This is a genomic window from Marinobacterium weihaiense, assembly GCF_019061305.1.
Lineage (GTDB): Bacteria > Pseudomonadota > Gammaproteobacteria > Pseudomonadales > Balneatricaceae > Marinobacterium > Marinobacterium weihaiense.
In genome coordinates, this window is the sequence record NZ_JAHQZT010000004.1 from 98,558 (window position 1) to 124,996 (window position 26,439).

28 protein-coding genes are annotated in these 26,439 nt (G+C 62.9%); 14 read left to right on the top strand and 14 right to left on the bottom strand.

All coding sequences use genetic code 11. The features are described 5' to 3' along the window. Positions 1–15: 15 nt before the first annotated feature. Genes prfA through KTN04_RS04340 form a run of 4 tightly spaced genes read left to right on the top strand, consistent with a single transcriptional unit; the run spans position 16 to position 3,123 of the window. Positions 16–1,101 (top strand): peptide chain release factor 1, encoded by a 1,086-nt coding sequence (gene prfA / locus KTN04_RS04325; RefSeq protein WP_217333977.1) that lies wholly within the window; start codon positions 16–18, stop codon positions 1,099–1,101. Continuing rightward, the gene (gene prmC / locus KTN04_RS04330; RefSeq protein ID WP_217333978.1) at positions 1,094–1,957 is read left to right on the top strand and encodes a peptide chain release factor N(5)-glutamine methyltransferase; all 864 of its coding nucleotides are present in this window, start codon (positions 1,094–1,096) and stop codon (positions 1,955–1,957) included. Before prfA ends, prmC begins: the two co-directional genes overlap by 8 nt. Further along, complete coding sequence (gene moeB / locus KTN04_RS04335) at positions 1,947–2,714, top strand: molybdopterin-synthase adenylyltransferase MoeB (protein WP_217333979.1); 768 nt, start codon at positions 1,947–1,949, stop codon at positions 2,712–2,714. The genes prmC and moeB overlap by 11 nt, the downstream gene beginning before the upstream one ends. After that, positions 2,704–3,123: a CoA-binding protein gene (locus KTN04_RS04340; RefSeq protein WP_217333980.1), complete on the top strand. Its 420-nt coding sequence runs from the start codon at positions 2,704–2,706 to the stop codon at positions 3,121–3,123. Before moeB ends, KTN04_RS04340 begins: the two co-directional genes overlap by 11 nt. 9 nt (positions 3,124–3,132) lie before the next feature. Here KTN04_RS04340 and KTN04_RS04345 read toward each other — a convergent pair whose 3' ends face one another. The 3 genes from KTN04_RS04345 to KTN04_RS04355 all read right to left on the bottom strand — a co-directional run bounded on the left by KTN04_RS04345 (position 3,133) and on the right by KTN04_RS04355 (position 5,691). Beyond that, positions 3,133–3,753: an ankyrin repeat domain-containing protein gene (locus KTN04_RS04345; protein ID WP_217333981.1), complete on the bottom strand. Its 621-nt coding sequence runs from the start codon at positions 3,751–3,753 to the stop codon at positions 3,133–3,135. Between the two features lie 27 nt (positions 3,754–3,780). Further along, positions 3,781–4,734, bottom strand: a complete 954-nt coding sequence (locus tag KTN04_RS04350) for an AEC family transporter (RefSeq protein ID WP_217333982.1) — start codon at positions 4,732–4,734, stop codon at positions 3,781–3,783. A 75-nt stretch (positions 4,735–4,809) separates the two neighbouring features. After that, positions 4,810–5,691: a DMT family transporter gene (locus KTN04_RS04355; RefSeq protein ID WP_217333983.1), complete on the bottom strand. Its 882-nt coding sequence runs from the start codon at positions 5,689–5,691 to the stop codon at positions 4,810–4,812. A gap of 348 nt (positions 5,692–6,039) precedes the next feature. Here KTN04_RS04355 and KTN04_RS04360 point away from each other — a divergent pair, with 348 nt between their 5' ends. Beyond that, positions 6,040–6,993 carry an AEC family transporter gene (locus tag KTN04_RS04360; RefSeq protein WP_217333984.1) on the top strand — a complete coding sequence of 318 codons (954 nt, stop codon included), beginning with the start codon at positions 6,040–6,042 and terminating at the stop codon, positions 6,991–6,993. Here KTN04_RS04360 and KTN04_RS04365 read toward each other — a convergent pair. From KTN04_RS04365 to KTN04_RS04385, 5 genes are all read right to left on the bottom strand, one after another. Further along, entirely contained in the window at positions 6,985–7,608 is a 624-nt protein-coding gene (locus tag KTN04_RS04365; protein ID WP_217333985.1) for an HvfX family Cu-binding RiPP maturation protein, read from the bottom strand. The genes KTN04_RS04360 and KTN04_RS04365 overlap by 9 nt on opposite strands. Before the next feature lie 2 nt (positions 7,609–7,610). Beyond that, positions 7,611–8,435, bottom strand: coding sequence for an HvfC family RiPP maturation protein (locus KTN04_RS04370; RefSeq protein WP_217333986.1), 825 nt, complete (start codon positions 8,433–8,435; stop codon positions 7,611–7,613). Beyond that, positions 8,416–9,267: an HvfB family MNIO-type RiPP peptide maturase gene (locus KTN04_RS04375; protein ID WP_217333987.1), complete on the bottom strand. Its 852-nt coding sequence runs from the start codon at positions 9,265–9,267 to the stop codon at positions 8,416–8,418. Before KTN04_RS04375 ends, KTN04_RS04370 begins: the two co-directional genes overlap by 20 nt. 56 nt (positions 9,268–9,323) lie before the next feature. Then, positions 9,324–9,647: an HvfA family oxazolone/thioamide-modified RiPP metallophore gene (locus tag KTN04_RS04380; RefSeq protein ID WP_217333988.1), complete on the bottom strand. Its 324-nt coding sequence runs from the start codon at positions 9,645–9,647 to the stop codon at positions 9,324–9,326. Between the two features lie 332 nt (positions 9,648–9,979). Then, complete coding sequence (locus KTN04_RS04385; protein ID WP_217333989.1) at positions 9,980–10,759, bottom strand: META domain-containing protein; 780 nt, start codon at positions 10,757–10,759, stop codon at positions 9,980–9,982. 93 nt (positions 10,760–10,852) lie between these two features. On the opposite strand from KTN04_RS04385, the gene KTN04_RS04390 reads away from it, so the two are divergent. Both KTN04_RS04390 and KTN04_RS04395 read left to right on the top strand, forming a co-directional pair. Beyond that, on the top strand, positions 10,853–11,782 hold the full coding sequence (locus KTN04_RS04390; protein WP_217333990.1) for a diacylglycerol/lipid kinase family protein: 930 nt from the start codon (positions 10,853–10,855) through the stop codon (positions 11,780–11,782). Beyond that, on the top strand, positions 11,773–12,597 hold the full coding sequence (locus tag KTN04_RS04395) for a metallophosphoesterase family protein (RefSeq protein WP_217333991.1): 825 nt from the start codon (positions 11,773–11,775) through the stop codon (positions 12,595–12,597). The genes KTN04_RS04390 and KTN04_RS04395 overlap by 10 nt, the downstream gene beginning before the upstream one ends. On the opposite strand, the gene KTN04_RS04400 is transcribed toward KTN04_RS04395, so the two are convergent. The 6 genes from KTN04_RS04400 to KTN04_RS04425 form a co-directional block, all read right to left on the bottom strand. Further along, a complete protein-coding gene (locus KTN04_RS04400; RefSeq protein ID WP_217333992.1) occupies positions 12,549–13,973 on the bottom strand; it encodes an MFS transporter in 1,425 nt (474 codons plus the stop codon). The two genes, KTN04_RS04395 and KTN04_RS04400, sit on opposite strands and share 49 nt — an antisense overlap. A 12-nt stretch (positions 13,974–13,985) precedes the next feature. After that, positions 13,986–14,687 carry an ABC transporter ATP-binding protein gene (locus KTN04_RS04405; protein WP_217333993.1) on the bottom strand — a complete coding sequence of 234 codons (702 nt, stop codon included), beginning with the start codon at positions 14,685–14,687 and terminating at the stop codon, positions 13,986–13,988. Further along, positions 14,687–15,454 carry a high-affinity branched-chain amino acid ABC transporter ATP-binding protein LivG gene (gene livG / locus KTN04_RS04410; RefSeq protein ID WP_217333994.1) on the bottom strand — a complete coding sequence of 256 codons (768 nt, stop codon included), beginning with the start codon at positions 15,452–15,454 and terminating at the stop codon, positions 14,687–14,689. The genes KTN04_RS04405 and livG overlap by 1 nt, the downstream gene beginning before the upstream one ends. Next, positions 15,451–16,707, bottom strand: a complete 1,257-nt coding sequence (locus KTN04_RS04415) for a high-affinity branched-chain amino acid ABC transporter permease LivM (protein WP_217333995.1) — start codon at positions 16,705–16,707, stop codon at positions 15,451–15,453. The genes livG and KTN04_RS04415 overlap by 4 nt, the downstream gene beginning before the upstream one ends. A gap of 27 nt (positions 16,708–16,734) precedes the next feature. Next, positions 16,735–17,661: a high-affinity branched-chain amino acid ABC transporter permease LivH gene (livH, locus tag KTN04_RS04420; RefSeq protein WP_217333996.1), complete on the bottom strand. Its 927-nt coding sequence runs from the start codon at positions 17,659–17,661 to the stop codon at positions 16,735–16,737. A gap of 96 nt (positions 17,662–17,757) precedes the next feature. Next, positions 17,758–18,873 (bottom strand): high-affinity branched-chain amino acid ABC transporter substrate-binding protein, encoded by a 1,116-nt coding sequence (locus KTN04_RS04425; RefSeq protein ID WP_217333997.1) that lies wholly within the window; start codon positions 18,871–18,873, stop codon positions 17,758–17,760. Between the two features lie 186 nt (positions 18,874–19,059). On the opposite strand from KTN04_RS04425, the gene KTN04_RS04430 reads away from it, so the two are divergent. The 7 genes from KTN04_RS04430 (at position 19,060) to KTN04_RS04460 (ending at position 26,428) form a co-directional block, all read left to right on the top strand. Then, positions 19,060–19,653 carry a hypothetical protein gene (locus tag KTN04_RS04430; RefSeq protein WP_217333998.1) on the top strand — a complete coding sequence of 198 codons (594 nt, stop codon included), beginning with the start codon at positions 19,060–19,062 and terminating at the stop codon, positions 19,651–19,653. A gap of 24 nt (positions 19,654–19,677) precedes the next feature. After that, the gene (locus KTN04_RS04435) at positions 19,678–20,028 is read left to right on the top strand and encodes a putative quinol monooxygenase (RefSeq protein WP_217333999.1); all 351 of its coding nucleotides are present in this window, start codon (positions 19,678–19,680) and stop codon (positions 20,026–20,028) included. Positions 20,029–20,154: 126 nt separating this feature from the next. Next, the gene (locus KTN04_RS04440; RefSeq protein WP_217334000.1) at positions 20,155–20,622 is read left to right on the top strand and encodes a hypothetical protein; all 468 of its coding nucleotides are present in this window, start codon (positions 20,155–20,157) and stop codon (positions 20,620–20,622) included. A gap of 58 nt (positions 20,623–20,680) precedes the next feature. After that, positions 20,681–21,007, top strand: coding sequence for a hypothetical protein (locus KTN04_RS04445; protein ID WP_217334001.1), 327 nt, complete (start codon positions 20,681–20,683; stop codon positions 21,005–21,007). A gap of 75 nt (positions 21,008–21,082) precedes the next feature. After that, a complete protein-coding gene (locus KTN04_RS04450) occupies positions 21,083–21,673 on the top strand; it encodes a CBS domain-containing protein (protein WP_217334002.1) in 591 nt (196 codons plus the stop codon). A 112-nt stretch (positions 21,674–21,785) separates the two neighbouring features. Next, positions 21,786–25,430, top strand: a complete 3,645-nt coding sequence (nifJ, locus tag KTN04_RS04455; protein WP_254262367.1) for a pyruvate:ferredoxin (flavodoxin) oxidoreductase — start codon at positions 21,786–21,788, stop codon at positions 25,428–25,430. Then, positions 25,427–26,428, top strand: coding sequence for a dihydroorotate dehydrogenase-like protein (locus KTN04_RS04460; protein ID WP_217334003.1), 1,002 nt, complete (start codon positions 25,427–25,429; stop codon positions 26,426–26,428). Before nifJ ends, KTN04_RS04460 begins: the two co-directional genes overlap by 4 nt. Positions 26,429–26,439: the final 11 nt, after the last annotated feature.

Below are 26,439 nucleotides of genomic sequence, written 5' to 3' on the forward strand. Positions count from 1 at the left end.
GGAGCCCAGGCGGCTATGAAAGCATCGATCAAAACCAAACTGGAGAAACTGTGCGACCGTCACGAAGAGTTGGCGGCGCTGCTCAGTGAACCGGACGTGATTGCGGACCAGAACCGCTTTCGTGATTACTCGCGCGAGTATTCCGACCTTGAGGCGCTGACGCAGGCCTTTGGTCAGTGGCAGCAGGCACAGGATGATCTGGCCTCCGCCGAAGAGATGCTGCACGAAGATGATGCCGAGATGCGTGCCATGGCGCAGGATGAAATCGATACCGCGCGTGGCGAGATCGAACGGCTGGAGGCGGAACTGCAGATTTTGCTGCTGCCGCGCGATCCCAACGATCACCGCAATGTGTTCCTTGAAATTCGCGCCGGTACCGGCGGCGACGAGGCGGCGATCTTTTCTGGCGATCTGTTCCGCATGTACTCGCGCTATGCCGAGCAGCAGGGCTGGCGTATCGAGGTGATCAGCGCCAGCGATGGTGAGCATGGCGGCTACAAGGAGATCATCAGTCGGGTGGCCGGCGAGGATGTCTACGCTCAGCTCAAGTTCGAGTCCGGTGCCCACCGGGTGCAGCGGGTGCCGGAGACCGAGTCCCAGGGCCGGATCCACACTTCCGCCTGTACCGTGGCAGTGATGCCGGAGATGGATGCGTCCGCCGAGATCGAGATCAACAAGGCCGATCTGCGCGTGGATACCTATCGCGCGTCCGGGGCTGGCGGGCAGCACGTCAACAAGACCGACTCGGCGATCCGCATCACCCACCTGCCCACCGGGCTGGTGGTGGAGTGTCAGGAGGAGCGTTCCCAGCATAAGAACCGCGCCAAGGCGATGGCGCTGCTGGCCTCGCGCCTGCAGCAGGCCGAGCTCGACAAGCAGCAGGCCGAGCAGGCCAGCGCGCGCAAGAGTTTGGTCGGCTCCGGTGACCGCTCCGAACGCATCCGCACCTACAACTTTCCCCAGGGGCGGCTGACCGACCATCGGATCAACCTGACCCTGTACCGCCTGAACGAAGTCATGGCCGGCGATCTGGGTCAGGTGATCCAGCCACTGCGCAACGAATACCAGGCCGAGCAGCTCAGCAGTCTGGCCAATGACTGACGTGAGCGTGGCAGCGGCCCTGGCGCGCGCCGCCGAGCTGACTGGACTCAGCGACAGCCCGCGGGCCGATATCGAACTGCTGCTGTGCGAAGTGCTCGACCGGCCGCGCAGCTTTCTGTTTACCTGGCCGGATAAAACCCTCGATGCCGCGCAGCAGGCCCGTTTTGAACAGCTGCTGGCCCGGCGCAAGCAGGGCGAACCCGTGGCCCACCTGCTGGGCTACCGCGATTTCTGGACCCTGAGACTGAAGGTCAGTCCCGATACCCTGATTCCCCGCCCCGATACCGAAACCCTGGTGGAGCAGGCGCTGGAACGGTTGCCGGCTGGCCCGGCCCGAGTCGCCGATCTGGGCACCGGCACCGGTGCCGTCGCGCTGGCACTGGCCAGCGAGCGCCCGCAGTGGCAGCTCGTCGCCACCGACCTGCACCCCGGCGCCGTGGCGCTGGCACGGGACAATGCCCGGTCACATCAGTTGACCAATGTCGAAATACTGCAGGGCAGCTGGTGTGTGCCGCTGACGGGCCGGTTCGACATGATCGTCAGCAACCCACCCTACATCGATCCCGAAGATCCGCACCTGCAGCAGGGCGATGTGCGTTTTGAACCTCTGACGGCGTTGACGGCCGATGACAAGGGGCTGGCGGATATCCGCCAGATTGCCGAGCAGGCGCTCGACCACCTGTGTTGCGGCGGTTGGCTGCTGTTTGAGCACGGCTATGATCAAGGCGCGGCGGTGCGTGCGCTGCTGACCGGACTCGGCTATGCCCGGGTGCAGACGGTACAGGATCTGGGCGGCAATGACCGGGTGACGCTGGGCTGCCGGCCTGTGGATAAGGGAGACAACGATGCTGAATGACGAGCAACTGCTGCGCTACAGTCGCAGCATCATGCTGCCGGAAGTGGATATTGCCGGCCAGGCGGCCTGGTGCAACGCTCGGGTGCTGATTCTGGGCCTGGGAGGGCTGGGCGGTCCCGCGGCAGCCTATCTGGCGGCGGCCGGTGTCGGCGAACTGGTGCTGGCGGATGATGATCAGGTGGAGCTGAGCAACCTGCAGCGCCAGGTTATCCACAGCCAGAGTGCCTGCGGCGACGACAAGGTTGCCTCGGCGGCGGCCACACTCAAGTCGATCAATCCCGAGATCCGCATCACGCCGCTCGCCGAGCGTCTGTCCGGCGATGCCCTGCAGGCGCAGGTCGAGCAGGTGGATCTGGTGCTGGACTGCAGCGACAACTTCACTACCCGATTTGCCCTCAACCGGGCCTGCTTTGCCGCCGGCAAGCCGCTGGTATCCGGAGCCGCCATCCGTTTTGACGGCCAGATCAGCGTCTATGATCCGCGTCAGCCCGACTCGCCCTGCTACCAGTGTCTCTATGGCCGTGGCGGTGAAGACGAAGCCATGACCTGCAGTACGTCCGGCGTATTCCCGCCACTGGTGGGCATTATCGGCAGCATGCAGGCAATGGAAGCGCTTAAACTGCTGGCGGGCGTGGGCGAACCCCTGACCGGTCGTTTGCTGCTGCTGGATGGCAAGCGCATGCAGTGGCGCAGCCTGCGGCTGAGACCCGATCCCGAATGTTCAATCTGTAAAGGAAACACGCAGCATGCAGGATAACAACATAAAAGCACTGCTCGAGCGTAGTCACCGCATCGCCCTGGTGGGTGCCAGCGCCAAGTCTCACCGTGCCAGCTACCAGGTCATGTCCTACCTGCTCAACAGCGGCTATGAAGTGATCCCGGTGAACCCGGCACTGGCCGGGCAGGAGCTGATGGGCCAGCCGGTGGTGTCGTCACTGGCCGAGATCGACGGCCCCGTAGACATGGTGGATATCTTCCGCAATTCGGTGGATGCCGGTTACGTGGTGGATGAAGCGATCGAAACCGGCGCCAAGTCGGTATGGATGCAGCTGGGCGTGATCAACGAAGATGCCGCCGAGCGCGCCGAGGCCGCCGGGCTGGAAGTGGTCATGGACCGTTGCCCGGCGATCGAGATTCCGCGCCTGGGGGTTGAACCGCGGGCCTGAAACGGCCGGCTATCGCCCCATCATCAGCTGTCGAATGCGCTGGTCTTCCAGCACCTGCTTCAAGCGGGTGGCCAGCGCTGCGTCCTCAACGGCCTCCAGCCAGGTCTCGTCACACGCGGCACCGGACTGCAGCAGAAACTGCAGCAGTGCCTGATCACCAAGCGGCAGCAGCCGCTGCAACAGCGTCATCCCGTCGGCATTGCGGCGATTGAGGTCGGCACCATGCTGCACCAGGCGGCTCAGATGTAGCATCAGCCGCTCCGGCTCGCAATATTCCACGCACAGGTGAAGCAGCGGCTGGCCCCGGTGTTCCAGGTTGGCGTCCACCCCGGCCTGCAGCAGCAGCGTCAGCAGTGCCAGGCTGTGTTCCTGCTGCAGGGCCAAGCACACCAAGGGCGTGCCGCAGCGGGCATTCGGCAGGGGGCGGGCAGCTTTTTGCAGCAGCAGTTCCAGAATGCGTGGCTCGCCACATGCTAGAGCACATTCCAGGGCGTGCTCGCCCTCACGGCCAGGTGCTATCAGCAGCGCGGCGTCCAGTTTGCCCAGATGCGCGGCGACCTTATCGGTTTCGGTGGCGGCAATCGCCTTGAGCAGGCGCTCGTGACGGCTATCGAACAGTGATTTCAACATATCCGGTTTTACCCTCTCTTGCCCGACTCAGATCATGCCGATCAGGCGCAGCAGATAGATACCGGCGCTGAGGGTCAGCACCGAGCCCAGTGTGGTGGTCAGCACAATATTGGCCGCCAGCTGGTGGTTACCGCCCATGGCGCGCGCCATGACGAAACTGGCCGCGGCCGTGGGGCAGCCGAACAGCACCATCAGGATTGCCAGCGCCTCACCGTCAAAGCCGTACAGCCAGGCGCCGAAGGTCAGCACCAGCGGCAGGATGACCAGCTTGAGCGCCGTGGCCCAGAAGGCCTGGGCTGAGGTGTCATGCAGGCTCTTCAGGTTGAGAGAGGCGCCGATGGTCAGCAGGGCCAGCGGCAGGGTCAGGTTGGCAAAGTAGGTGCCGGTCTTGGCGACTACGTCCGGCAGTTTAACGCCGAACCAGGAAACCGGCAGGGCAAAAAGCACGGCCAGGATCAGCGGGTTTTTCAGTATTTCCACCAGGGTGCGGCTCAGCTTCATGTCGCTGCGGCGCATGGGCACGCTCAAGCAGATGATCGACAGGCTGTTGAACAGGGGGATAACCAGCGCCAGCAGCAGCGAGGCCTGGGCCAGGCCGGCTTCGCCGAACAGGTTGAAACTGACGGCCAGACCGATGATGCCGTAGTTACTGCGGAATGCGCCCTGGATGAATACGCCCAGATCTTCCGGTGCCTGGATGAAACGGGCGGCAAGCCACCAAATCAACCCGAAGCTGAGCAGAATGGCCACCAGCACGTAACCCAGCTGGTGCGGGTTGAATACGGCGTGAAAATCCATCCGCGAGATGGACATGAATACCAGGGTCGGCAGGGTAATCACGAACACCAGCTTGGAGCCGGTCGCGACAAAGGCATCGTCGATCAGCTTGAGCCGGCGCAGCAGGTAGCCCAGAAACAGGATGAAAAAGATCGGGGCCACAATGTCGGCGGTATAGCCGAGCGTTTGCAGGTAGAGGTTCACGGTTGGTCTCCGGCTGCGGTGAAAGAGTATGGCATTCTACCCCATGCGCCCCGGGTTGCGGGGTATGGGGCGTGGTCAGCGGCGGGCGGGCATCAGCCGGTGGCCGAAGAAAAACAGCGCCAGGCCGCTGACCACCAGCAGGCAGCCCTGCCACAGGCCCGGGGTCAGCGGCTCGTCATTGAGCAGGTGGCCCAGCATCAGCGCGAAAACCGGCGTGATCAGGGTTACCAGTGCCACCGTACTGGGCGGCAGGTGACGCAGCACGTGAAAGTAGCAGACAAAGCCCAGCAGCGAGCCGAACAGGGCCAGGTACAGAATGGCCCAGAAGGAGCGGCTGCCCGGGTCCACCTCCAGCGGCGCAGCGCCCATCAGCCACCAGGTCAGGGCAAAGCCGGGCAGGGACCAGAGCAGGGCACCGACGGTATGCGCCAGTGGGTTGACCTGGCTGCCGCAGCGCTTGACCAGCACGCCGCTGAGGCTGAACAGGCTGACCGCCAGCAGCAACAGCAGCAGTCCCGGCAGGCTTTGCGGCCCCAGTGCCACGTCATCGGTAAAAATCACCCCCAGGCCGCTGAACGCCAGCAGGCAGGCGACCCAGCGGTAGGCGCCAAAACGGGGCTCATCGAGCAGCCACTGGCCCATCACGGCCGACAGAATCGGCGCCAGCCCGAACATGATCGAGATCAGCCCGGAAGGCACGTAGCGCGAGGCAATATAGGTGCAGCACATGGCCCCGAACACCCCGATGGAGGCACTGGCATAGGTGCGCTGGGCCTGGCGGTGCAGCGGCAGGCGGATGCGCAGCATACGCAACAGCAGAATCCCGAGCACGGCGGCAATGGCCATGCGCAGGCCACCGGCCAGCACCGGATCGACCGATTCGCTGCTCCAGGCAATGGTCAGGGGCGTGGTCGACCAGACCAGCACCACGGCAAGATACGACAGGGGGACGGACATCACACTACTCCATGTCTCGGGCGTGCACTGCTCAACGCAAAAAGCCGCAGAACAATGCTGCGGCCTTGGAAAATGAATGAAAACGATCAGAGGCAGGGCAGCATCAGCGCGCAACGCATCACCGGCGGTGCACATCGAGTGTCCGCACGTCGGATGATGATGGGAGCGTTGAACGTCAGCTGCATGACAAATCCTTGATAACGAGCTTCTGATCATCCGGTATCCCGGCAAGCGCGTCAACCGTGAATAAAATGAAACCCAGCGGTGAAAAAATGTCGCCACAGAGCGTTGCGCAAACTGTCAAAATGGCAGCTTGAATCATTCTCCTGCCTGTTACGGATACCGCCCATGTTGCAGACCCTGTTGCTGACCACCCCCGTATTCATTCTGATGGCCATCGGCTATTTGGCCGTGCGGGCGGACTGGGTCAGTGAGTCAGCGCTACCATCGTTGGGCAGTTATGTCATCAAGCTGGCCCTGCCGGCTCTGCTGTTCCAGTCCATGGCCTCGCGCCCGGTGAGCGAGTCGCTGGATTTTGAATACCTGCGTGCCTATGCCCTGGGGTCGCTGGTGCTGCTGGTGGCCACGTTTGCCTTCAGCTGGCGCGGCCGGGGTCTGGGGCTTTGGCCATCCGCCTTTCAGGGCCTGGGGTCGACGCTGGCCAACAGTGCCTTCATCGGTCTGGCCGTGGCTGGCAAGATCTTCGGCAGTGCAGCGGCAGTGGCCGTGGCGCTGACCATGCTGGTGGACCTGCTGCTGCTGATTCCGCTGGGGTTGCTGCTGGCCGATTTCTTCAGCGGTCAGGGCGGCGCCCTGCGCAATACCCTGGGCATGCTGCGGCGCACCCTGACCAACCCGCTGGTGCTGGCCATTGCGGCCGGGCTGCTGGTCTCGGTGCTGGAGCTGCAGCTGCCGGAGGCATTGAATCAGGTGGTGGGCATGCTGGGACGTTCGGCCGCGGCCGTGGCCTTGTTCGTGATCGGGGGCAGTTTGGTCAGCACCTCGCTGCAGGGGCAGATCCGGGACATCGGCCAGATGACACTGTTCAAGCTGCTGTTGCACCCGGCGGCGGTGGCGCTGGCGATCTGGCTGCTGCCGGATTTTGACCCGACCATGCAGGCTATCGCCATCATCATGGCGGCGATGCCGATGGCCAGCGTGTTGTCACTGATCAGCCAGCGCTACGGCCAATCGGCACTCTGCGCACCGGCGCTGGTGATCGCCACCGGGCTGTCGTTTCTCAGCATCAACCTGGTGCTCTGGCTGCTGGGGCTGGCCAACCTGCTGCCGCTGTCAGGCTGAAGGCGTGTGCACGCCCAGCCCGGTGCGGCGGGCCAGCCAGTAATCCACGCTGGTAAAGCGACCGGCACCGGTGAAGAACAGGCTCAGCAGCATGACAAAATAGGTGGCGGCAAACTCGATGCCGTTGTTGAGAATGACCAGGCTGCCGCGTCCGGTCAGCCAATCGTAATGGCCGTGCGCCTGCAGCAGTGCACGGGCGCGTGCCAGCCGTTCAGCCGACTCCATCACCCGCTCATTGGCCAGCCAGCTGGACGGGTCGGCAATGGCCAGCCAGCCGTTGTCCAAGTGTACGCTGAGGGCGGCCACCAGCATGGTGATCATCAGCGGGATGCTGATCCAGCGTACCGCCAGACCAATCAACAGCAGCAGGCCGCCGAAAAACTCGGTGCCGGCGGCCAGCGCAGCCATCAGCTCGGGCAGCGGCAGACCCAGCCCCCATTCGGGGTTGCCGAACCAGGCCACCGTTTCCTCAAAATGACTCAGCTTGTTCCAGCCGGCCTGCAGCATCACCGGAGCCAGGTACAGACGCAGCAGCAGGGGCGCCAGGCCGTCCCCCCACTGCAGTTGCTGCAGAATTCCCTGCAGTGGACGGTAGGCAGTCGTCAGGCGGTTCATGGTCAACCTCCTCGCGGAATGCGGTCGGGATGAGTGGGCGGGACCGGTGTGGTACCCAGCAGGATGTCGTCCTGCCAGAACTGCTGCAGCAGGGCCAGGCCATGCTGCAGGACGGCTTCATCCGGCAGGTCGGGCTGTTCGGCGGCAAGCTGTTGCAGCGCCTCGAGCCCCGTCAGCACAGGCTGGACTTGCAGCAGGGCCAGCAGGCGCGCACTGAGCGCGTTCAGTTCCATGAAGCGGACCGCGTCGGCGCGGTTGCGGTAGACCAGCAGCCAGGTCGGTTGTGGCGGCGGAGTGTCGGGGCAGAAGTCCGGACTGATCTGGTGTACGGGCCAGTCATAGCGCAGTGGCCAGGCCAGCGGGGACAGGTGCGGATGTTCGTTCAGCAGTTGTGCGGCGCAGACGGGGTCTGCCGCACTGAAGGGGTCGTCCTCGGCGATATCCAGTGCCAGCTCGACCCATTCGTAATGCAGCAGTTCACCCAGGAACGGCGGGTCCTCCGGCTGCGGCGCCCGCAGGTTATCCACATACTGCCGATAGGCCAGCGCCAGGTCGCGAAACAGGGGACTTGAGGCAGCGTATTCCCGCATGAAGCGACGCACCTCAGCCTGCCAGATGGCATCCGTGCACAGGCTGCGGTACACGGGAAAGGCGCCCGCCAGAAAACCGCTGATGTTGTTGAAAAACAGCTCCACGTAGACGTGCATCCGGCGTGCGTCGATGCCCGCGGGCAGGGGCTGATCCGGGTTGCGGATCTGGTCGGCAAAGCGGCGCTGGCGCTGAATGAAGGCGGCTTCAGGCACGGTCTCAGGCTCGGCGGCGGTCATGCGTAACTCCTTGCTGCTGTGCCTGGCGAATGCGGCGCACCTCGTGCAGCAGCTGCGCCAGTGGGGGCAGGTTGAAATCCCGCTCCAGTACCGTGGCGACCGGTCCGGTACGGGCAAGGGTCTGGTCCAGCAGTGCCCATACCGGGTCTACGATATCGGCACCGTGGGTGTCGATCAGCAGGTCGTCCGCCTCCTGGTAATGGCCCGCCATGTGCAGGCAGACCACGCGGGTGGCGGGCATCTGCTGCAAAAAGTCGTGGGCGTCGTAGCGCTGGTTGATGCTGTTGACGTACAGGTTGTTGACGTCCAGCAGCAGGTCGCAGTCGGCTTCAGCTACCACGGCGTTGATGAATTCGGCTTCGCTCAGCTCGCCGGCGAGCGGGGTGTAGTAACTGACGTTTTCAACGGCGATGCGCCGCTGCAACCGGTCCTGCACCTGGCGAATGCGGGCCGCCACATGCCGGACCGCGTCAGCGGTAAAGGGAATCGGCATCAGGTCATACAGTTGGGCATGGTCGCTGCAGCTGCTCAGGTGTTCGCTGTACAGGCGGATGCCGTGTTGATCGAGGAATCGGCCGACCTGATCGACAAAATCCATGTCCAGCGGCTCTGGCCCGCCCAGCGACAGTGACAGGCCATGGGCGCTGAAGGCGTGGCGCTCGGTCAGGGCTCGCAAAGCCTTGCCCAGGCGTCCCCCCAGCTGCATCCAGTTTTCCGGCGCGACTTCAAAAAAGTCGAGGTCGCTCAGGTCGGTGTCCGGCAGCTCGGCCAGCATGGCGCGTCTGAGCCCGAGGCCGGTGCCCTGTAAGGCATGAGAGAAGTGTTGATGCATGGTGTGCTCCCGTGGCGGTGCCCGCGACCCGTGCATTGGGGCGCAGGCATTCAGGCTTATTGGCTGCCGCCACACTTGGCTTCACCGCATTTACCTTCTGTGTCAGCCTTGGGGGTGCCCTCGGCGCCACACTTGGCTTCACCGCACTTGCCTTCGGTATCCGCCTTGGGGCGTGTTTCGCCACCGCACTTGGCCTCGCCGCACTTGGCTTCAGCCAGTTGAGCATAGCCACCGGTCAGCGGCTGCGCCGCAAAGGGATTTTCGAAGGCCGGCGTCCCGGCGACCGGCGTCCCGGCGACCGATGCGGTGGTTGCCGTACTCAGGCCCAGCAGCAGGGCGGTGCCGACAGCGGCCAGGGCGGGTTTAGTGTGATTGGACATGATGTTCACCTCGTTGTTGTAATGACAGCACCCCGTGTCGACCTGCTGCTATTCACAGGTCGTTTTGATCGATGCTGTCAGTGAGTCGGTGAGTCGATGGATTCCTTACAGGGGAAATGCATTTTTTGTGGATTGAGGCCTGCAAACCCTCTGCAGAGGGTTTGCAGGTGTCTACTAACAGACAGACGTTGTGGTTGGCATGCGATCCTGGGCAGCCGCGTGCTGCTGCCGGTCCCAGGCGATCGGCCTGATTCAGGGTGATGGTGGGGGGCAGCCACTCCCTGTGGACGTGCACGACAGGGTCGTGGCCACAGGGAAAGGCTTACACATTTTTACTGTAGGTAAATGGCCTTGAAGCGGGCGCGAATTTTCTGCTCGGGGTTGTTCAGTTGCAGGGTCTCGCCTTCAATGGACCAGTCGACTTGTCCCTGCATCAGCTGCAGGAAGGGGCGCTCGTAGGTCATGCTCGGCACACAGGCACGCATGGTGCCGGCAATGGGACCGAAGCTGAGCTGTCCGTCCTGCTGGTCGAACTGCCCCATGAACTGGTTGCAGCCGGAGAAGCCCTGAACACGGTTGCCCTGCTTGAGAATCAGGTGCGGCTCGCGCTCGCCCTCGACAACCTGTACCGGTTCGCCGTTGAGGCTGATCAGCTTCCAATAGGTGTTCTGCAGCGTGGCGCGAGCTTGTTCGCGTGCCACGCGCTTCATCACCAGCATCAGCTGGGTATCGTCTTCACCGGCCAGGACCGGGTAGTGCTGGTCGGTGGTAAACAGCAGCTGGTCCTGGTTGTAGATGGCCGCACGAACGCTGTAGCGGTGGCCGGGTTCGATCTGCTCGGCGGGGATCGTGAAGCTGAAATCATACGGCGGTGCCGCCAGGTCACCGCGCGCCAGCGTGGCCAGTACTTCGGCCGGTGCATCGGCGCGGGAAACGTCCTGTACCTTCACTTCCAGATGGCTCTGTGGTGGCAGCATGATGCGTTCACGGTAGAGAGCCTGGCCGGAAACTTCGTGGCTGGCGGGGCCGCTCAGGGTGCTGCACCCGGACAGCAGCACCGTGGCTGCCAGTACCGAGGTAAGATAACCTGAACGTGAGTGGAATTTTGACATGGTGACTCTCCTTGAAAATGAACACAGCTTTGACTGAAAGGTCGGCACCAGGTTCCCCGGTCAACCAATCCATATTCACTGAGGAGTATAGCCATGAGCCGGGATAAGGGGCGCTGCTTCGTGGTGATCATTAACCATGCGGCGGGGGAGCGGCGAGATGCTGAACTGGAAGCACGGATTCGCGCCGGATTGCCGGCCGCGCAGCTGCTGGCGCTGGTGCGCTTGCAGCCGCGTCGTGACCTGCATGCCCAGATGCGCCAGCAGATCGAATTTTGTGCACGACAGGGCGCGATTCTGGTGGTGGCCGGTGGCGATGGCACTCTGAATGCGGCGGTGGGATTGCTGGCCGGAACCGATGTCCCCCTGGGCGTGATTCCCTGCGGCACCTTCAATTTTTTTGCGCGTGACCGCGGCATTCCGCTGGCGACGGATGCGGCGCTGGCGCTGCTCCGGGAAGGCAGTATCAGGCCCTGTGCGCTGGCGCGGGTTAACGGTTTGCCGTTCTGTGTCAGTGCCAGCATCGGGGTATACCCGCGTATTATCGCCGCGCGGGAAAAGGTCAGCGCCGTGACCGGGCGCAACCGCCTGGTCTCGCTGCTCAGCGGCATCTGGATCTTTCTGACGCGGGCGCGCGGACGGCGCTTGCTGCTGGAGCATGATGGCCAGCGCCGCGTGGAAACGGCGCCGATGCTGCTGGCCAGTGTCAGTCCGGCCCAGCTGGCCAATTTTGATCTGCCGGAAGTGGAACAGATTCGACAGGGCCGCATGCTCGTGTTCGTGATCCGTTCCAACAGTACCCGGGCACTGTGCCGTTACCTGTGGGCCACGCTGCGCGGTGAGCTGAAGCGACTGCAGGAGCTGGATGTCTTTGCCACCGAGCGCCTGCAGGTCAGTACCCGCCGTCGCCGACTGACACTGGCGGTGGACGGCGAACTGCACCGCTGCCCCTCGCCGCTGACCCTGGAGGTGGAAGCCGACGCCTATACCTGCGTACTGCCGGTGGAGGGCGACGAATGCGCCTGATTCAGCTGTCCGACCTGCATTTTGGCACCGAGCGGCCTGAAGTCGTGCGGGCCCTGATCGATCGCCTGCAGCGGCTGAAGCCGGATCTGCTGATGCTCAGCGGTGATATCACCCAGCGGGCGCGGCCGGGTCAGTTTGCCGCCTGCCGCCGCTTCCTGCAGCGGCTGCCGCCCGTTCCGATTCTGGCGGTGCCGGGCAATCACGACCTGCCGCTGTTCAACCTCTGGCAGCGTCTGCACAGTCCCTACCGTCATTTCAGGGGCTGCTTCGGACATGAACTGGCGCCGGTGTTCAAGGCGCCGGGGCTGCTGGTGCTGGGGGTTAACACCACCAGTCCGACCCGGCACGTGGATGGTCGCTTCAGTACCCGCATGGTACGGCAGGTGGCGGCTCGACTAAAGGCCAGCTCGGCGGCCGTCAAGATCGTGGTGGGACACCATCCGGTCGATGCCGTGCTGGCGTCGGACGAGGCCAATATCGCGGCCGGGGCCGAAAGCGCCATGCGCTGCTGGGCAGCGGCGGGGATGCAGCTGTACTTGGCCGGGCATATTCATTATCCCTTTTTTGCGCAGCTGTCGCAGCGCTACCCCGGTGTCCCCGAGCACTGCTGGACCGGCCAGGCGGGGACGGCCGTTTCGCATCGGGTACGGGACCACAAGGCCAACTCGTTCAACCTGGTTGAGTGGTCCCCCGGCCGCTCGCAGCTGGAGGTGTCACGCTGGGACTTCACGTCAACGGGGCCGGGGTTTCTGTGTGTGGAACAGCGTCAGTTGCCGCTGCGCCCGGGGGGTTCTTCATCCGGCCGTTCGGGCTGAGCCTGCACGGTATCATCTGGCTCTGACCCCGACTCAGGCTCGGCCACCGCCTCGGCCTCGGCCTGTGCCGGCATCAGTTCGCCTTCATTGCCGGCATCGACCGTTGCCGGGTCGGAATGAAACAGTTCCTCGATTGGTGTGTCCACGAATTCGTCATTACGCGGGTCGATATCGGAGATGGCATGCACATCCGGAATCGCCGGCACGAAGTGTTCCTGGGCCTCCACTGGCAGCGGTGGCACCTGATACTGGCGGTAGAGGGTATAGCCTGCCATCAAGACCAGTGCGGCTGCCAGGGTCTGGAACAGGGCGGCCGGGCCGAACTGTTCCATCAGCGTCGAGCTGAGCAGCGGCCCCACGACGCTGCCCACGCCGTAGCTGAGCAGCAGGCCGGAGCTGGCCGCGATGATCTGGCTGCTGTCCATCATGTCGTTGGTGATGGCCACGGCGATGGAGTACACGGTGGATGCCAGGCCCATGCACACGCACAGCGCCAGCAGGCGCCAGCGGAACTCCAGATCGATGACCAGCACGTTAGCGGCACAGGCGCCGCTGGCCAGTACCAGCACGATCAGCAGTACATAGCTGCGGCGGGCCCGATCACAGATCCAGCCAATGGGCCAGGCGACCAGCATGGCGGCCAGAATGGAGGCAAACATGTAAATCGAGACATCCTGGTTTTTCATGCCGGTCAGGTTGGCAAACAGCGGCACCAGGGCATAGAAGGAGCCCAGAAAGATACCGCCGGTGAACGCGGCCATGACGCCCAGCGGTGCCTGACGGACCAGTTGTCGCAACGACATGTGCTCGGTATGCTCCGGAATCTCCGGTGATTTCATGCGTGACAGCGACAGCGGAATGATGCCGGCAACGATGAACAGGGCCGCCAGCGAAAACAGGGCGTAGTTGATCGGGTTGCCGTTACCGATCAACAGCTGGCCGAGTGCGGCGGCGGAGTAGGCTGCAATCTGGTACAGCGAAAAAATGGTCGAACGGTTGCTGTTGGTGGCCACGGCACTGAACCAGCTTTCAATGGTAATGAACAGGGCCGCGATGCTCAGACCGCCGATGCCGCGCAGCAGCCCCCAGTGCCAGACGTTGTAGGTCATCGGATAGATCAGCGCCGCCATGCCGGCCAGCGCGGCAAATACGGCAAAGGCACGAATATGGCCGACGCGCCGCACCACCCGGTCGGCGTAGAGCGAGCCGAGCACGAAACCGGCCGAATAACACACCATCACCATGCCGATGGTGGAAGGATCGATACCCAGCAGGCTGAATCTCAGGCCCAGCAGGGTGATCAGGAAGGAGTTGCCGACAATCAGCAAAATCAGGCTGACAAAAAGAGCCAGCAGGGAGATGACCAGTAAGCGCATGTGAGTCGTCCATTAACCGCCAAGATAAGCCTTACGAACACTGTCATCGTTGAGCAGGGCATCGCCGCTGCCACTCATCACGATACGGCCATTCTCCAGTACATATCCGCGGTCGGCAATCCTTAACGCCTGATGGGCATTCTGTTCCACCAGAAATACGGTGACACCCTCGTCGCGCAGCCGCTCGATGATCTCAAAAATCTGTTGAATGATGATCGGTGCCAGCCCCAGCGAGGGTTCATCCAGCAGCAGCAGGCGCGGTTGGCTCATCAGCGCCCGACCGATGGCCAGCATCTGCTGCTCGCCGCCGGACATGGTGCCGCCACGCTGATGAAAACGTTCTCTCAGCCGTGGGAACAGGGTCAGCACATGGTCCAGTTGGACCGATGCCTCGCTTCTGCTGCGGAAAAAACTGCCCATGAACAGGTTTTCTTCCACCGTCATGCCGGCAAAGATGCGCCGCCCTTCGGGCACCACCGCCAGGCCCTGTCGCATGATGTCGGCGGTGCTCAGCTGCTGGATCGGCCGGCCGTCAAACGCGATATGACCGCTTTGGGCGCGCGGATCGCCGCAGATGGTCATCATCAGCGTGGTCTTGCCCGCGCCGTTGGCGCCGATCAGGGTCAGGATCTCGCCTTGGTTGACCTCCAATGAGACGTTATGCAGCGCCTGAATCTTGCCGTAAAAGGTCGAGACGTTATCCAGCTTCAGCATCAGCTCTCTCCCAAATAGGCTTTGATCACAGCCGGGTTGGCGCGAATCTGCTCCGGGGTGCCCTCGGCCAGGGGCGCGCCCTGGTTGATCACGGTGATATGGTCGGAAATGCCCATCACCAGCCCCATGTCATGTTCGATCAGCAGCACCGAGATGTCCTGTTCTTCGCGCAGGCGCAGGATCAACTGATCCAGCTCCGAGGTTTCCCTGGGGTTGAGCCCGGCGGCGGGTTCATCCAGCATCAGCAGCCCCGGTTCCGTAACCATGCAGCGGGCGATCTCCAGCCGCCGTTGCTGACCGTAGGAGAGATTGCCCGCCTCGCGGTTGGCAAATTCCAGCAGATCCACCTGCTGCAGCCAGTGCGCCGCTCGGTCCATCGCCTCGCGCTGGCGGCGGCGGTAAGAGGGCGACTTGACCAGCCCGGCAAAATAGTTGGTATTCAGATGGCGGTGCTGGGCGACCAGCAGGTTTTCGATCACCGTCATATTGGCGAACAGGCGCACATGCTGGAAGGTGCGCACCAGACCGAGCAACGAGATACGATGGCCGGTCATGCCCTGGATCGCCTTGCCACGGTAGCGGATCTCGCCCCCCGTCGGCTTGTAAAAACCGCTGATGCAGTTGAATACCGTGGTCTTGCCGGCGCCGTTGGGGCCGATCACCGAATGGATCTGGCGCGGCTTCACCTGCAGGTTGACGCCGTCCACCGCCAGCAATCCACCAAAGCGCATCATCAGCCCGGATACATCCAACAGGTTCTCGCTCATGAGGCTTTCAGCTCCAGGTGGGGACGTTTCATCGGCAGCAATCCTTGCGGACGCCAGAGCATCATCAGCACCATGACGCCGCCGAACATCAGCATGCGGTATTCCTGAAACTCGCGTGCCAGCTCTGGCAGGATCGTCATGGCGATGGCGGCCAGAATGACGCCCAGCTGCGAGCCCATCCCGCCCAGTACCACGATGGCGAGGATGATCGCCGATTCGATGAAGGTGAAGGATTCCGGGCTGATGAAGCCCTGACGGGCGGCAAAGAAGCAACCGGCAAAACCGGCGAAGGAGGCCCCCAGGGTAAAGGCGGACAGTTTGATCACCGTCGGGTTGAGGCCCAGCGAGCGGCAGGCGATCTCGTCTTCGCGCAGTGCTTCCCAGGCGCGACCGATCGGCATGCGCTGGATGCGGTTGATGATGTAAATAGTCAGCAACACCAGCAACACGGCCACTAGATAGAGAAAAATGACCTTGTAGCTGCTGTCGTATTGGATGCCGAAAAACGCGTGGAAGGTTTGGGCGCCCTCGCTGGCGCGGCGGTTGAATTCCAGCCCAAACAGGGTGGGCTTGTCGATGCCGCCGATCCCGTTAGGGCCGCCGGTGACATTAGTCCAGTTATTGAGCAGGATGCGGATAATCTCGCCAAAGCCCAGGGTGACGATGGCCAGGTAGTCACCGCGCAGACGCAGTACCGGGAAGCCTAAAATGCAGCCAAAGGTGGCCGCCAACAGCCCGGCAATGGGCAGGCAGACCCAGAACGACAAACCGTAATATTCCGACAGCAGGGCATAGGTGTAGGCGCCCACGGCATAGAAGGCCACGTAACCCAGATCGAGCAGCCCGGCAAAGCCGACCACGATGTTGAGGCCCAGCCCCAGCATCACGTAGATCAGGGTCAGGGTGGCAAGATCCACGGCGCCACGCGACACCATGAACGGCCAGACGAACAAGCCGACCACGATCAGTGCGATCAGCCAGGGCTTGAGCCGGTTGCGCAGTTGCTCATCCGGCAGCAGGCCGGTCACATCGGGCATTGGCAGGCGCTGTTTCAGACCCAGCAGCGGCTCTTTCAACAGCTGCACCAGAAACACGATCACCACGGCAAAGGCGATCCAGCTCCAGGTGTCGGCATCGGCGCCGACCACAGTCAGCGTCGGCCCGCCCTGCACCAGTTTGACACCGATCACCAGGCAGGTGAGCAGAAAGGTTACGCCCGCTGCAAAGAGGGCGGGAAAGAGGGCTCGTTGCATCATCGACTCCTGTTACATCGCCTCGGGTTAGACCTTTTCCACTTCGGGTTTGCCGAGCAGACCGGTGGGACGAAACAGCAGAATCAGCACCAGCAGGCTGAACGCCACCACATCCTTGTACTCCGACGGGAAGAACGCGGCGGTCAGTGCTTCGGTGACGCCCAGAATCAACCCGCCCAGCATGGCACCGGGGATGGAGCCGATACCGCCCAGTACGGCCGCGGTAAAGGCCTTGAGCCCGGCCATGAAGCCGATGTAGGGGTTGATGGTGCCATAATAGAGGCCGAGCAATACCCCGGCCACGGCCGCCAGTGCCGCGCCGATAATGAAGGTCAGGGCAATGATCCGGTTGGTGTCGATGCCCAGCAGGTTGGTCATTTTCAGGTCCTGGGCACAGGCGCGGCAGGCCCGGCCCAGCCGGGAGCGGGAGATAAACAGCGCCAGCGCCGTCATGGCCACCAGGGTGACCCCCCAGATGATCAGCTGCATCCAGGAGATGCTGACCTCGAAGACCGCCGGGTCACCGAATTCGATGCCGCCGGAGATCAGTACCGGCATGGCCAGGTCGCGAGAACCCTGTGCCAGGCGGATATAGTTTTGCAGAAAGATCGACATGCCGATGGCGGTGATCAGCGGGATCAGGCGTGGGCCACCGCGCAGCGGGCGGTAGGCGACCCGTTCCACGGCATAGCCATAGGTGGAGGCGATGATGACCGCGGTGATCAGCGCCAGTAACAGCACGATCGGCAGTGAACCGACCCCCATGGTCAGCAGGCCGATGATGGTGATAAACGCGGTGTAGGTGCCGATCATATACACCTCGCCATGGGCGAAGTTGATCATGCCGATAATGCCGTACACCATGGTGTAACCGATGGCGATCAGCGCGTAGGTCGAGCCGATGGTCAGGCCGTTGATCAGCTGCTGCAGTACATAGAGAGTGGTTTCATGCATGTTCGCTGCTCCTGTTCGCGTGCCCCGGTTGGCATCCGGTGAGCGGCGGAGCGCCCGCTTCGGAATCGGGCCGAAACGGGCGTCGCCTGGCGTAGGTCAGTCGAGCGCGGTCTTGCTGCCGTCCGCATGCAGTCGGTAGACCTGGAAGGTCGGCTCGGTCAGATCGCCTTTGGCATCGAAGCCGATTTCGCCGATGGTGGTCTCGAAGCGGGTACTGCGCAGGTAGCTGGCCAGTGCGTAGGGGTCGGTTTCACCGGTCGCCTCGATGGCCTGGGTCATCACCTGAATGGCGGTGTAGGCCGGGAACACGAAGGGACCGGACGGGTCTTCGTCACGGGCCTTGAAGGCGTCCACCAGGGCGGCATTGTCCGGGCTCTGGTCGAAGCTCTTCGGCGCCGTGGCCAGTACCCCTTCCATGGCATCACCGGCAATGGCGGCCAGGTCGGAGTTGACCACGCCCTCGGGCCCCATGAAGGCGGCATCAAAGCCCTTTTCGCGTGATTGGCGCAGGATCAACCCCAGCTCGGGGTGATAGCCGCCGTAATAGACAAAGTCCACATTGTTGCGCTTGAGCTTGGCAATCAGGGCGGAGAAGTCCTTGTCGCCCGGGGTCACCCCTTCGAACATTACCGCCTCGGTCCCGGCTTGGGCTAGCAGATCGCGGACGGTGGTGGCCAGCCCTTCGCCATACTGCTGCTTGTCATGGATTACCGCCAGCCGCTGTGGCTGGACGTGGTCGCGGATGTATGCGGCCGCGAGTGACCCTTGCAGACTGTCCAGGCCGATGGTGCGGAAAATCAGTTCATATCCCTTCTCGGTAATGCCGGGGGAGGTGGAAGCCGCCGTGATCATCATCACGCCTTCTTCCTCGTAGATATCCGATGCCGGTTCAGTCGAACTTGAGCAGAGATGGCCGATAACATGGCGGATGTCGTCATTGACGATGCGGTTGGCCACAGCGACTGCCTGTTTGGGGTCGCAAGCATCATCGTAGATCACGCCCTCCAGCGTCATGCCGTTGACGCCGCCGGCCGCATTGATGCGGTCAATGGCCATCATGGCGCCGATCTTCTGCATGTCGCCGTACTGGGCCACCGGCCCCGTGACCGGCCCGGCAACGCCGATTCTGAGCGTGTCGGCCTGTACCCCCAGAGACGTCAGCAGGGCGGCGGCCAGCCAGGTCTTGCAGCAGAGTCCTATGGTCGGTTTCATTCTGTTCCCCCTCGTGGATCAGTGCGCATGGCCGGCAGGCGGACATGCATGTTTATGCTTGTTATATGTCCCTGTGCACGCGTACAGCGCTGCGTTCGGCGTACCGGTTACTAGCAGCTTAGGCGAGGCCGGGCGGTTCTGGTAGACTGAAGGCCACAACTCTTTTCTGGCGCCGGAGCCGACCCCATGCATGGATTCCTTTGCCGCCGCAGCCTGTGCGGCCTGGTACTACTCTTGTCACTGCTACAGGCTGCGTGGGTGCAGGCCGCTGGGCTGGAAGCAGCCCCACTGGAGGCCGCGAGCATCGACGCCTATGTCGGTTCGCTGACAGACGTACGTCCCTTCGGAGAACGTCTGCAGGCCGAAGGCAAGGGGGGCTTTCTGGCCCGTGAAGTCATGCCCCGTGCCGGACAGCGCTTCGATCCGCACCGCCGTGCGGTGGAAGCGCTGCGCCGCGAGCAGCCGGATGAATTCGCACGTCTGGAGCAGCTGTTACGCCCTTATGGCTTTACCAGTCCGAACAGCTGGGCGCGGCTGGGAGATCGGGTGGTACTGGCCTATGGGGCGGTCAAGGCGGACGCTGAAAGCCCCGAAATTCTGCTGCTGGCCCGGCAGGCAGAGGGTATGAATCCGCAGCTGCTGCAGCTGTTGCCGCCGGAGCAGCGCGTCGAACTCGAGCAGGCATTGCTGGTGGCGCGGGCGCTGGCGCAGGTGCCGGCACAGGACAAGGCCCGGGTTCGCCCCTTCATTGCCCGGCTGGACCGGGCATTCGCACACTGACCTACTACCCACAAGGAGCTGAAGATGTCATCACTGGTTTACTGCACGGCCCAGTTCAAGCCCAAGCCCGGTAAGGAGCGTGAACTGTTCAAGGTACTGCAGTCACTCGAACCCAACGCCCACCGTGAAGATGCCTGCGTGCAGTACACGGTGACCCGCCAAATCAGCAGTCCCTTCGCCGAGGGCACCAGCTTCCCCATCGTGTTCCACGAGATCTGGAGCGACATGGAAAGCTTTGAAGCGCACTGCCAGCGTCGCGAGATCGTCGAGTTCTTCGAACGTTACTGCAAGGCCGAGGATGGTCTGGCGGAAGACTGGAACGTGTGCATCTACACAGATGAGCCGGAAGACTTCGACGCGCCCCAAATCGGATAAGCCGATGCACCATCAGGGTGCATGCCTTGTCCCAGGCGGACCCGTTTCCAGCCGGCAGGACCGGTTGGGAGCTGGTCCGCTTTTTGCTTGCCTGTTCCCTGACGTGTTGTCACCAATGGAGGGATCATGGAACAGCGAGCAACGGATTTCAGTACTTTAACGGCAGCCCTGTATGAACTGGTGGCCCGCGATCTCACGGGCACCCTGTTCGTGGCGACCGCCGACAATCACGCCGCCCAGATTGTGTTGGTGCGGGGGCAGTTACTGGGCGTGGCTTGTGATGGCCGCAGCAATGCGCAGGCACTGGCGCTGCTGGCCGAGCGGGTACCGCTGCGGTTTTCCTTCACGCCGGAGCTGGTGTACCCGCTGCCGGACACCTTGCTGCCCGAACAGTCGCGGCAACTGCTGCAACAGCTGCAACAGCTGCAACAGCTGCAACAGCTGCAACAGCTGCAACAGCTGCAACAGCTTGGCCCTGTTCCGGCGACCGCGGCAGTGACGCCGGAGGCTGCGTCTGAAGCAGCCGCGCCCGCCGCCCCGGCACAGACCCTGAGGGTATACCGAGGGCGAGTGGTCAAACCCGCCAGGGATTGACAGCCCGTCCCATGCGTCTATTCTGAGGATGAACGTCCTGTTGTCCGAGGATGATCCATTGCGATCAGAGATCACCGGTATCCTGCCTGCCACCGGCCCTGCACGGGTCACCCTGCTTGCACTGCTGTTGACGCTGCTGCTGGCGTCGATGCCGTTGCCCCTTGCCATTGCCGACACGGCGCAGTCGAACGCGCCTGTGATGCTTGGCGGGGAGTTGAGCAGCGACGGTGATGACGGGCAGGGCGATGATACGCCGGCGGCACTGCTACAGGCGATTGGCCAGCTCCATCCTGACACGATCACTGGTTTTTTCCCGGCGCGCATCTTCGCGCGGCAGTCGGCCTTTGCCGGTGGCTGCTGGCCCCGCGCACCTCCCTGCGTTTGAGATCCTGTTCGCATAGCACAGGTTTGTGCCCACCTCTTTCAAACGCAGCGCCGACAGGGCGCCAGGAGCTTCAGCATGCAACGTTTCCATGAACTCAAAACCACCGGACTTGAAGATTACCGCCGCCTGACCGCCGGCAAGGGCCGTGACGTGACCGGACTGGATTCCCCGGCCGAATCGGTGATGACCGATTTTCGTCAGGTACAGCCACTGACCATGCGCCTGACCGAAAGCATCAACGATGCTAACCAGGCGATGCGCAAAGTGCATGTGCGCTCGGTCATTGTTACCGACAGCAACGACGACTTCCGTGGCATTCTCACCGTCATGGACCTGGAAAGCCGCAAGGTCCTCAGCCAGGCCACCAGCCTGGGCCTCAAACGTGACGATCTGAGCATCAAGGATGTGATGGTCAGCCGTGAACAGTTGCGCGGTGTGCCCCTGTCGGCGCTGCAGCAGGGCAGTATCGGTGATCTGCTCAAGACCCTGCGCAACGAGGGCAGCATGCACATGCTGGTGGTGGACCCGGATGCGCAAGAAATCTGCGGCATTATCTCCGCCAGTGAAATTGCACGCCGCCTCCAGGTGCCGGTAGAGATCAACCTGCAGGCCACCAGCTTCCGGGGCCTGGTGGATGCCCTGTTCGGTCGTGGTGAAGCGGTGTAACGCGCGACGGGACTGAATACGATCGCGGGCGGTGGAGCTTGGCGCAGGTCAATCTCCGCCGCTGTCGTATCTGCCATACTGTTGCCTACACACAGGGGAACAGGAGTGAGGCATGGCCCGGTCAACAACACGGATGATGGATGGCAACGAAGCGGCGGCCACCATCGCCCATCAGCTTAATGATGTTATCGCCATCTATCCGATTACCCCCGCCTCGGTGATGGGCGAGCTGGCCGACAGCTGGAGCGAGCGCGGCCGGCGCAACCTCTGGGGCACCGTGCCCCAGGTGATCGAACTGCAAAGCGAGGCCGGTGCCGCCGGTGCCGTGCACGGCGCGCTGCAGGCCGGTGCCAAGACCTGTACCTTTACCGCTTCCCAGGGGCTGCTGCTGAAAATCCCCAACATGTTCAAGATCGCCGGTGAACTGACGCCGACGGTGTTCCATGTGGCGGCGCGCTCGGTGGCGACCCATGCGCTGTCGATCTTCTGTGATCACAGCGATGTGATGACCGCCCGTACCACCGGCTTTGCCCTGCTGGCCTCGGTCAATGCCCAGGAAGTGATGGATATGGCCTGCATCGCCGAGATGGCGACGTTGGAAGGGCGGGTGCCGGTGCTGCACTTCTTTGATGGTTTTCGTACCAGCCACGAAATCAGCCCGGTGGAGGGGATCAGCAGCGAGCAACTGCACAACCTGATCAATCCGCGCCTGGTGCAGGCCTGCCGTGAACGGGCACTGTCGCCGGACAACCCCTTTATTCGCGGTACCTCGCAGAACCCCGATCTGTTCTTCCAGTCCCGCGAAGCGGCCAACCCCTTCTATGATGCCTTCCCGGCGATCATGCAGAACGCCATGGACCGCTTTGCCGCCGTCACCGGGCGCCAGTACCGGCTGTATGACTACCATGGCGCCGAGGATGCCGAGCGAGTGATCGTGGTGATGGGCTCGGCAGCGGCCTGCGTGCAGGAAACCGTGGATCATCTCAATGCTCGGGGTGACAAGGTCGGCGTACTGACCCTGCGTCTGTTCCGCCCCTTTGCATCGGATCGCTTGTTGGCCGCGCTGCCGCCAAGCGTCAGGGCGATCGCCGTGCTCGATCGCACCAAGGAACCGGGCGCCGACGGCGAGCCCCTGTTCAAGGATGTGGCCACCGCCGTGTTCGAGGCCTGCAGCGAAGGCCGCTGGCCCGGCGAAGGCCTGCCGCGGGTATTGGGCGGGCGCTTCGGTCTGTCGTCCAAGGAGTTCACTCCGGGGATGGTCAAGGCGGTGTTTGACCGTTTGGCCCAGCCCGGCGGCAAGCGCCAGTTCACCGTAGGCATCGAGGACGACGTCACCCGCCTGAGCCTGCGCTGGGATGCGAATTTCCGGACCGATGCGGCGCAGCGCCAGATACAGGCGGTGTTTTACGGGCTGGGCGCTGATGGCACCGTTTCGGCCAACAAGAACAGCATCAAGATCATCGGCGGGGTCGAGGGACATTATGCCCAGGGCCATTTTGTCTATGATTCGAAAAAGTCCGGCGCCGTCACCGTGTCTCACCTGCGTTTCGGGCCCGATCCCATCCGTTCCACTTACGAGATCCAAAACGGCGAAGCCGACTTTGTCGGCTGCCATCAGCCCCAGTTTCTGCAGCGCTATCCGATGCTGGACAAGGCGGCTCCCGGTGCACAGGTGCTGATCAATACGCATCTGGAAGGCGAGGCGTTCTGGCGCAGTTTGCCCAGCGCGGTGCAACGGATGATGATCGACAAGCAGCTCAAGGTGTCCCTGATCGATGCCTACAAGGTGGCTGCCGAGGCGGGGCTGGGCAAGCGCATCAACACCATCATGCAGACCTGTTTCTTTGCCCTCACCGATATCCTGCCGCAAGAAGAGGCCTTTGCCGAGATCAAGGCTGCGGTGGAGGCCAGCTATGGTCGGCGCAGCCGTCGCATCGCCGACATGAACCTGGCCGCGATCGATAATGCGCTCATCCATCTGGTCAGGTTCCCGGTGCCGAAGCAGGCCGACAGCCTCATTCCCATGCATCAGGTGCAGGCGGAGGACGCCGGCCGCTTCGTACAGCAGGTAACGACCGAGCTGATTGCCGGGCGCGGTGATGCCGTGCCGGTGAGCCGCGTGCCGGTGGACGGCACCTGGCCCAGCGGCACTGCCGCCTATGAAAAACGCGATCTGGCGCGGGAGCTGCCGCAGTGGGAAGCCGATCTGTGTACCCATTGCGGCAAATGTGTGTTTGTCTGCCCGCATTCGGTGATCCGCTCCAAGGCGTTTCCCGAGGCGCAGCTCAACGCCGCGCCCGAGGGCTTCAAAGCGGTGCCGATCAAGGGTGCCAAGGATTTCCCTGAGAACACTTTGATCAGTTATCAGATTTCACCGGATGACTGCACCGGCTGCACCCTCTGTGTCGAGATCTGTCCGATTCACGACAAGACCAACCAGAGCCGCAAGGCGCTGAACATGGTACCGAAAGAGGCGATCATCGAACGCGAACGGGCCAACTGGGCGTTCTTCAGCCAGCTGCCGGAGTTCGACCGCACCGCGCTCAAAGCCAATACAATGAAGGGCTCGATGCTGATGCAGCCGCTGTTCGAATTCAGCGGTGCCTGCTCGGGCTGCGGCGAAACGCCCTATATCCGCCTGCTCAGCCAGTTGTTCGGCGACCGCATGCTGGTGGCCAACGCCACGGGGTGCTCCTCGATTTATGGCGGCAACCTGCCGACCACGCCCTGGACCCTGAATACCGATGGTCGTGGCCCGGCCTGGAACAACTCCCTGTTCGAGGACAATGCCGAGTTCGGCCTCGGCATGCGTGCGGCGCTGGACAAGCAACAGGAGTATGCCCGTGAATTGCTGGCCGGGTTAAGCGATCAGCTTGATGCACATCTGGTCGAAGAGTTGCTGAACGCCGATCAAAGCGATGAAGCCGGTCTTCAGGCCCAGCGCGAGCGCATCGCCAAATTACGTGAGCGGCTGCAGGTGATGGACGATCCCCGTGCCTACACCCTGGCGGCACTGGCCGATCAGCTCTGTCGCCACAGTGTCTGGATCGTTGGCGGTGATGGCTGGGCCTACGACATCGGTTACGGCGGCCTTGATCACGTGCTGGCCTCAGGCCGCAACGTCAACATTCTGGTGCTGGATACCGAGGTGTACTCCAACACCGGTGGCCAGACCTCCAAGGCGACGCCGCGTGGGGCCGTGGCCAAGTTCTCCGCCGGTGGCAAGCCGGTGGCGAAGAAGGATCTGGCGCGCATCGCCATGGATTACGAGCATGTCTACGTGGCGCATGTGGCCTACGCCGCCAAGGATGTGCAGACCCTGCACGCCTTCCAGGAGGCCGAGGCCTGGGACGGGCCCTCGCTGATCATCGCTTACTCACCCTGTATCGCCCACGGTTTTGACATGGCCGACAACCATGAACATCAGCGTCTGGCGGTGGCATCTGGTCACTGGCCGCTGCTGCGCTACGACCCGCGCCGGGCCGAGCAGGGGCAGAATCCGCTCAAGCTGGATTCCAAGCCGCCATCCATTCCCTACGCGGCCTTTGCCCGCACCGAAGCCCGTTTCAGCATGCTGGCGCGGGCCAATCCCGAGGCGGCCAAAACCTTCCTTGAACAGGCGCAGCGGGAGGTCAGCGAGCGCTACCACCGCTATGAGCAGTTGGCCGGATTGAGTTGGGATGCCGTCCAGTCCCCACCGGATGAACCGACCCAGGATGCAGACCAGAAGGGCCACGACCAGGAGAATCCCCAATGACTAAACGACTGCATACCCGTTACCTGGGGCTGGAACTGGACAACCCGCTGGTGCCCTCAGCCTCACCGCTGACCGCCACCCTGGACAGCGGCTGTCGGCTGGAGGAGGCCGGTGCCGGTGCCATCGTGATGCACAGCCTGTTCGAGGAGGAGTGCACCCGTGATCACGAGCTGCTGCACAGCTTTCTCTATGAGCAGCAGATCGGCCACCTGGAAGCGGATGATTACTTGCCGGTGCCGGATACGTTCAAGACCGCCGAAGAGCATTACCTGGAATTACTGCACGCGCTGAAGTCCCGGCTGCAGATTCCGGTGATCGCCAGCCTCAACGGCGTCAGTCCGCGCGGCTGGGCGGACCACGCCCGCCAGTTGGCCGAAGCCGGTGCCGATGCACTGGAGCTGAATGTTTACCACATTGCCGCTTCGGTACATGAAAGCGGCGCTCAGGTGGAGCAGCGGTATCTGGATGTGTTGGCCGAGGTACGCCAGGCGGTGCCCGAACTGCCGCTGGCGCTGAAACTGGGCGCGCGTTTCTCCAGTCCGGTGCACATGGTGGCGCAGTTGCAGGCACGGGGCGCCGATGCGGTAGTGTTGTTCAACCGTTTCCTGGAGCCTTCGCTGGATCTGGATACGCTGAAGATTCTGCCGCAGCTGCAGCTGTCATCGGCGCTGGAGTTGAACGAGCGCCTGCGCTGGACCGCGATCATGCGTGCCCAGGTGGCGCTGGATATCGCCATCACCGGCGGCGTACAGACGGGCGAGGATGTGATCCGAACCCAGCTGGTCGGCGCGCAGGTGGCACAGCTGGCCAGTGTGCTCATGCGCCGTGGCCCTGAGGTGCTGGGCGCAATGCAAACGGCCATGCTGGCTTGGCTGGATGAGAATGAATATGAGTCGCTCGATCAGTTGCGTGGCAGTGTCTGTCATGCCAATGCCGCTGATCCGTCCGGCTGGGAACGGGCCAACTATCTGGATACACTGGATCTGTGGCACCCCTGACGGGGACCAGT